The 7,374-nt window shown below is 38.6% G+C and carries 7 protein-coding genes; 5 read left to right on the plus strand and 2 right to left on the minus strand.

Features of this window, described 5'->3' with window-relative positions; all coding sequences use genetic code 11:
* From ACY3FQ_RS16820 to ACY3FQ_RS16830, 3 genes are all read left to right on the plus strand, one after another.
* Nucleotides 1–968 (plus strand): TonB-dependent receptor (locus ACY3FQ_RS16820; protein ID WP_489774480.1); only part of this gene is annotated, 968 nt, incomplete at its 5' end.
* 274 nt (nucleotides 969–1,242) lie between these two features.
* Nucleotides 1,243–1,950, plus strand: coding sequence for an SDR family oxidoreductase (locus ACY3FQ_RS16825; protein WP_489774482.1), 708 nt, complete (start codon nucleotides 1,243–1,245; stop codon nucleotides 1,948–1,950).
* Between the two features lie 336 nt (nucleotides 1,951–2,286).
* Nucleotides 2,287–3,345 carry an asparaginase gene (locus ACY3FQ_RS16830; RefSeq protein WP_201951447.1) on the plus strand — a complete coding sequence of 353 codons (1,059 nt, stop codon included), beginning with the start codon at nucleotides 2,287–2,289 and terminating at the stop codon, nucleotides 3,343–3,345.
* 117 nt (nucleotides 3,346–3,462) lie between these two features.
* Here ACY3FQ_RS16830 and ACY3FQ_RS16835 read toward each other — a convergent pair whose 3' ends face one another.
* The gene (locus tag ACY3FQ_RS16835) at nucleotides 3,463–4,161 is read right to left on the minus strand and encodes a DUF1826 domain-containing protein (protein WP_201951449.1); all 699 of its coding nucleotides are present in this window, start codon (nucleotides 4,159–4,161) and stop codon (nucleotides 3,463–3,465) included.
* 247 nt (nucleotides 4,162–4,408) lie between these two features.
* Here ACY3FQ_RS16835 and ACY3FQ_RS16840 point away from each other — a divergent pair, with 247 nt between their 5' ends.
* Both ACY3FQ_RS16840 and ACY3FQ_RS16845 read left to right on the plus strand, forming a co-directional pair.
* Nucleotides 4,409–5,740, plus strand: a complete 1,332-nt coding sequence (locus tag ACY3FQ_RS16840; RefSeq protein ID WP_125280062.1) for a type II toxin-antitoxin system HipA family toxin — start codon at nucleotides 4,409–4,411, stop codon at nucleotides 5,738–5,740.
* Nucleotides 5,737–6,048 carry a helix-turn-helix domain-containing protein gene (locus ACY3FQ_RS16845; RefSeq protein ID WP_201951452.1) on the plus strand — a complete coding sequence of 104 codons (312 nt, stop codon included), beginning with the start codon at nucleotides 5,737–5,739 and terminating at the stop codon, nucleotides 6,046–6,048. The genes ACY3FQ_RS16840 and ACY3FQ_RS16845 overlap by 4 nt, the downstream gene beginning before the upstream one ends.
* Before the next feature lie 200 nt (nucleotides 6,049–6,248).
* Here ACY3FQ_RS16845 and ACY3FQ_RS16850 read toward each other — a convergent pair whose 3' ends face one another.
* Nucleotides 6,249–7,340 carry a transcriptional regulator gene (locus ACY3FQ_RS16850; protein ID WP_489774485.1) on the minus strand — a complete coding sequence of 364 codons (1,092 nt, stop codon included), beginning with the start codon at nucleotides 7,338–7,340 and terminating at the stop codon, nucleotides 6,249–6,251.
* Nucleotides 7,341–7,374: the final 34 nt, after the last annotated feature.

The following is a 7,374-nucleotide window of genomic DNA, read 5'->3' on the forward strand; positions in this document are numbered from 1 at the left end:
CAGTAGTTAAGGACTCTGAATCTACAGGAAATATTTATGATGATCCTATTAGCTATACACCTACGGATAAAGCCTTAGGTAATCATTACAAATCTTTGGATAGTCAACAAACAGCCCTCAATCTGTTGGATCAAATCGAATTTAATGATGCATGGTCAGTTTTGCTGGGCGGTAAGCTTTTACATTTAAATGAAAGTGCCTATGCTGCGGATGGCAACAGTATCCGTGACACCGACTTTAATCGCTTCTTACCACAGCTCGCGTTGATGTATCAGCCTTGGCAGAACACTCATCTGTATGTTTCGTATGCAAAAGGAATCAGCGACGGCAGTCAAGCGCCTGCATATACAGATAATGCTTATGTTACCTTAGCACCAAGACGTTCAACTCAATATGAATTAGGTCTTAAACAGCAATGGCAAGAGCTACTGATTACTGCCGCGTTGTTTGACTTAACACAAGACCATCAATATACCAACTTAGACAACTACTATGTCACCGATGGTGAACAGCATAACCTAGGTTTGGAATTGGGCTTGCAAGGTCGCGTTGCGGAAAATCTGGATATGATATCGACTTTGGCTCTGACTCGTTCACGTTTGGAAGATGTACAAGTAGATGCTTATAAAGGGCATCAAACTCAAAACGTACCGACGGTTCGTTTTGCTAGTCATGTGTCTTATCAAATGCCTCAAGTAGAAGGTTTACGTCTACTCGCAGGTATGCAATACAGTAGTAGTAAATATGCTAACAAAACGGGTACGGTTAAAGTTTCAGGCTATACCGTATTCGATGCGGGTGCAGCTTATAACTTCCGTACTTATGGTTATGACAATATGCTTCGCCTGAATGTGGACAACCTGTTCAATAAAAAATACTGGCGAGATGCAGGCAGCTTCTTCGGGGATGACTATTTATTTCTGGGCACACCGCGTACAGCACAATTTTCATGGACTGTGAACTTCTAAACAGAAATCGCTAGGTTTTAGGTTTTCTAAATTCTCCAATGTGGGGTTCTAGGAAAACCTACTACTAGTACGATTCATATTAGATGTGGGCTTATTCATTGAAATAATGATTAGGTTAAATAAGTCTACAGAAATAGGTTTGTATAAAAAATTCTTACTGCACTATGATCAAAGCGAATTCTTAAGCTTGTGGATTAATATTTAAAAGCAAACTTTGAAGGTTTGATCTCAAGCGTTTTTTACATCTTGAATTATCGTGATAGAGGAACATTTTATGTTTGATAAGAATAAACGCGCAATCGTGGTTGGTGCTTCAAGAGGGATTGGCCTAGGTCTGGTTCGCGAATTTCTCAATCAGCACTGGCATGTTATTGCGACCATCCGAGATATAAACCAAGTCTCTACAGGATTGAATCAACTGCTTTCTGAGTATCCCGACCGACTTGAATTAACCGAATTAGATTTAAATGATGTGCAAACGGCAGACCGTTTACTCAGTAAATATCATGAAAAATCAATCGATCTACTGTTGGTTTCTGCGGGTATTCTTGGGCCAGAACACCAACGCGTTGAGCAGTGCACGCCCAATGAGATTGCCAATCTGTTTTGGGTAAATAGCATTGCACCCGTGACGATTGCGAGAAAACTTCTTCCTTTGATGAAAGAAAAGAGTGTCATTGCATTTATGAGTTCTCGCATGGGAAGCGTTGCTTTAAACGATGATGGAAGTATGGAGCTGTATCGCGCAAGCAAGGCTGCTCTCAATAGTATCACACGTGGCTTTGCGATAAATGAGGCAATTCCTGCCCAAATAGGCGTGCTGAACTTACATCCAGGCTGGGTGCAAACTGAAATGGGCGGAAGCCATGCACCCATCAACGTAAAAGAAAGCACAACGGGCATTGTACGTGTGGTTGAAGATTTTATTGGTAAAAATGAACAACAGTTTGTCGACTTTCAAGGTCATGAAATAACGTGGTAATAAATAGCCACCGCCTAAATAATACGGTGCAGTTTTTCATTCTTGGAGGGACTGCATATTGCTTTCATCCTAAATAAAATAACAACTTGCTAAAAAGTGCGATAACCATTTAAAAATAGTCGTACCGTATTTTGAATATTTTCTTGCAACTGTTCTGTATTGGGTAAATAGGACTCATCTCAAAACTACAAGAGATGCACCATGATTGATCGTATTTAAGAACTGTGATCGACATAAAACACAATTTCTACACCTATACAATCCGATCTTTTTCAAGTAATTTTATAATATGGTATGAAAAATGCTAAGAATAAAATGACTCAAAAAGGATGACCTATGAAAAAAACGATTTCAGCTTTGACACTCAGTTTAAGCCTATTACTCCCATGTGTAGCATTTGCCAAAAATAATGTTGTTGTTGTCGCTACTGGTGGAACGATTGCAGGTGCTGGTGCAAGCTCTACCAATAGTGCAACTTATACTGCGGCAAAAGTTCCTGTAGATGCATTACTAAATGCGGTTCCCCAGATGCAAAACATTGCCAATGTAACTGGTGTGCAGGCAATGCAAGTTGCATCAGAAAGTATTACGGATAAAGAATTATTATCTCTTGCACGTCAAGTCAATGACTTGCTTAAAAAGCCTGATGTGAACGGTGTCGTGATTACACATGGAACAGACACCTTAGAAGAAACAGCTTTCTTTTTAAATTTAGTGATTCATTCAGACAAGCCGATTGTATTGGTCGGGTCAATGCGTCCAAGTACTGCACTTTCTGCTGATGGCCCGTTGAACCTTTATAGCGCGGTTGCACTTGCGGCCGACGATAGTGCAAAAGGTAAAGGAACTTTTGTACTCATGAATGACGACATTTTTGCAGCACGAGATGTTTCAAAAACAATTAATATCCATACCAATGCATTTATGAGCCAATGGGGTGCGCTTGGAACCTTAGTTGAAGGAAAACCATATTGGTTCAGAAACACGGCGAAACGTCATAATAAGAGCTCCGAATTTAATATTGAAAATATTAAAGGTGATAGTTTACCGCTGGTACAAATTGTTTATGGTTCAGGCAATATGTTGCCAGATGCATACACGGCTTATGCTAAAGCAGGGGCAAAGGCTATTATTCATGCAGGTACAGGGAATGGCTCGGTAGCCAATTATATTGTCCCAACTTTAACTGACTTACAAAAACAAGGTGTGCAAATTATTCGTTCATCTCGCGTACCTCAAGGTTTTGTTCTTAGAAATGCAGAACAACCAGATGACAAATATGGTTGGGTCGTCGCACATGATCTTAACCCGCAAAAAGCTAAATTACTGGCTGCACTTGCTTTAACAAAAACAAAAGATGCCAAGGAAATCCAACGCATTTTTTGGGATTACTAAACCCAATAATGGTGAAATCGCATAGTAACGCTTTTCAGCTAAGCACCTTAAAATTTAAGGTGCTTTTTTACCGTCTATAAATAGATTAAATTCATCGACTCTGTATCGAATAAATGTTTAACAAATCAACAGTAATCTATATTCGCCATCCTTTTCAACGGGTGCTCTATGTACACAAGGCAAGACTTTTTGCATAGGATGATCTACCGCCAAACGACAAAGATGGCCTAAGCCTAAATTCACAGGTTTTGCATTCAGTTTAGGCTGATAATGCAGATCAAAAAAATATTCTTCTAGAAAGGTTTCAAATTCAGCTTCAGGGCCATCATGTAATTTTTTAAGTTTTTCTCTGATCTCGGGAATTAGAATCTTTTGCTCCACCTGATCATTGGGTACGATATCACTTGCAGCGCCGTGATAAGTGCAGAGGAAAGTATCTGTTTCAATCGGTGAGCGATCAACATGAAACGAATATACATCTGTGGAAATAAAGTCTAGCTCGTCATCTCGCTCATAACATTTTAGTAAATTAAGAGCAGGAGATGCACCGAAATCAGTTAAGAGCTGTATATCTTTTAAAATGATTTCCCTTGCTAAATTTCCTTTTTCTGAAAGTTGTAATGCTAAAAGATCTTCAATCGAAACTTCTGTAATATTTTCTTTTAATTCGAGTTTAGCCACAATTTCTTTAAAATCCCCAACCAAATTTCTATGCCAGCAAAGTGCATTCATTTCTCCTTGAAATTTGGAATTTACAAGTTCAGAAAAAGAAGAAACTACTTCAATTTGATTGTTGTCAGAAAATGTATTCGTCATGAGAAAATTAGATAATAAACAGTGCTTAATCATAGCATCTAGCTTTAGGTGTATTGCATTTAAAAGTAGCTCGGTAATTGCTTACAGATTTGGACGAGCTCTATATTTGTAGTATGGAAAGAAGTTTTAGCTATTGATTGAGCAAATATTAGCTCATTTAATTTAAATTATTATGTGAATGCGCAAATATATTCTCATTTTTTTAGTTTTATGGTATTTTTGAGAAAATATTTGCTCATTAATATTTATGGAAAAATTAACGATACAAGCTCTTCTCGATACAGAATGGCTAGATATAGCAGACCTTAAAATATTAGAACCACACAAAGGTTCTGCAAGTGCGTGTGAGTTAGCCTACGAATTAGAATATGCCATTTCTTATCTAGATAAGAGAGATGAACATGCATGTAGTTTAGCGCTTCCTGTTCAAATTCTTATTCAACATGAATCGAAAGTCTGGTTTAGTTTTTTAGATGATATTGTTCCATCTGGGGCTGCTCGACGTTATTTGGTTCAATATCTAGGTCTGCAAAAACTCTCATCAGCAGAACAAGATTTCACTTTATTGGCAAAAGGTACAATTGCTCCTGTAGGGAATCTAAGAGTTAAGGAATCAGTTCCACCAATCAATTCAGAATCAACATTGCACTTACGCAAGTTCACTACTGGTGATGTTACAGAACGAAGTGTTGATTTTCTCGAATACGCACAACAAATGGGTGCAATTAGTGGTGGTGCAACTGGAGCAGGAGGTGAGGCTCCAAAACTACTGATTCGCGTCTCAAAGGATCAGCAAGTTTGGATTGATACCTATCAAAATTCTTTTGATGAACCGGATCAGCACTATCTAGTTAAATTCCCTCGAAATAAGCGTAGTGCAATAGATTGCGACATATTGAGAGCAGAATATCATTTTTATCATGTCCTGAATGAACTTGGATTTACAACAATTGAAACTTCTCAGATGAAACTGATTGAAGGTCAGAAATACCCTTCGTTATGGTTGCCGAGATTTGACACAGAGTGGCGTAATCAACAATGGCATCGACTCGGGCTTGAGTCAGTTTATTCCGTATTGAATAAAACATCAGGGAGCCATTTGAATCATTTTGAAGTCATAGACGCGCTTTGTTCCTTATTAAAATCGGTGGACAAAAACTTTGATTCTTCGCAGTTCGTTTGTGAGTGGTTACAAAGGGATCTACTGAATATCATTTTTGGTAATTCAGATAATCACGGTCGTAATACGTCATTCCTAAAAAAATCAGGACGAATATTTCTTGCTCCAATTTATGATTTTGCCCCGATGAAAGCCGATCCAGAAGTTGTGACAAGATCAACAACATGGGGAAGCCCGTATGAAGAAGGAGGGGAATACCGCTGGGAAGGTATTACACAAAATCTTGCACACTGGTGTGAACCACATATCTCTTTAAGTACATTGAAAACATTGGCGAGCAAACTTATTGGTCTCAAGCAGCAATTAATCAATAAAGGTGTTCCCCAAACGATTATAGAGATGCCTGGTCTAGGATATGACTTTATTGAAGCCAAATTGAGTCGATGGGAGCTATTATGAAACAGGAAAATCAGCCACTTGACCGTCAACAATTGCTTATTGGTTTATATACCCAATATTTATTCGGTAAAATTACCTTGGGGCAACTGCTGAGCCACTTGCGTAAAAATGTATTGGGGCTATCTCAAGAAAAATATGCAGCAATGGTTGGAATCAGTCGGCGTACTTTAACCGACATTGAACAGGACAAAGGTCAACTGACTCAGGTCGTATTAGATAAGGTGTTTAAACCACTTGGCTTAAAAGCCGGCCTCGTACCGACACATGAACATATCGTTCACAAGGTTATTCAGCCATTTAGTGATTGAAAACTTAATATTGAAGCTATTTTGACCATCTACGCAGGACACTATGGAAAAAATGGTCAGGCTATAGGCTTTGTTGCATAAATATTTTGCAAGGTACTGATTTTTAAGGGGTTTACCAAATTTTAATAGAAAATAAATATAATAAAATCATAGTTTTAGGTATTTGTGCAACAAAGCCGAGTTGAAGCAACAGATCAAATCTAAATCAGATTTGAAAAATAATTACGGTGGATACTGTCCTGTGGTAATAACTCTAATAAACGCTGTACCGCATCAATTCGGTCATGTATTTGCCCAATAATTCTTAATAATTGATCGATATCCTTTATTTGATAGATCAACTGGCTCAAACGGGCATCAAAACAATGTCTCCAAGTGCTGAGTAAAGGGCTTTCTGATTTAGAGAGAAAGCTACCTTTGTATAGCGAGAATGTACTGGAAATAAGATTTGCATTTAATGATTGTTCAGCACGTAAAAAATCACATTGGACTTCACAGCTAAGCCTATAAATGCGAGCCTCAATGCAATGCGGAAGCAGGCTACGAAGTTGTGAAAGCTCAGCTTTGAGTGTTTTTATACTAACATTACGTTCACCATAAAGGGCATAGTGTAATTCGTCTAAACCAATGCCATGGGGGTGCAAAGCTAAAATGCAAAGTATTTCAATTTGACGGTGACTCAAGTTCAAGGTATGCCCATTAAATTGAACCCAAGGCGAGCCTAGCGCCTTAATGTATAAAAAATTCTGCTGTTCAAACTTTATGGCTCGTTGTATTAAATCCGCACAGCGCTCAACTGCAAGCAGCCCCAAAGGAGTATGTTTTTTATATTTTGTGGAAAGGTTAATAATGCCATGAAATTGCCCTGATGTCGGATCCCAGATCGGCGCGGCATAACAGACCCAATCTCGAACACTGTCCATTTGGTTTTCATGAGAATAGACACAACTTGATATTTGGCTGTTCAACGTCATACCAATCGCATTGGTCCCAACAGCCTGTGTAGACCAGTGCCCACCCTCAATAAAATGAACCTGTTCGGCAGAAGAAAGCATTGGAGAACTACTCCATGTCCATAAGAGAGTCCCGTGATGATCTGTAAGACCAATCGCCATATCTGAATCTTCCGCTATTTTGAGTAAGTCAGCATAATTATGTTGGATAGAGCGGCGAAATAAAGACGTTTTATCTTCTGGAGGTAAGGCTAAAACAGGGGCGGCATGCACAGTATGTTGATTAATTAAATGGGTTGTTTGCAGATTTTTTGCAGATGCGGTATTGAACAGGTTCATATCATATTCCTTTATGATGAGACTGTAATATTTT

Source organism: Acinetobacter sp. AB03 (assembly GCF_058107045.1).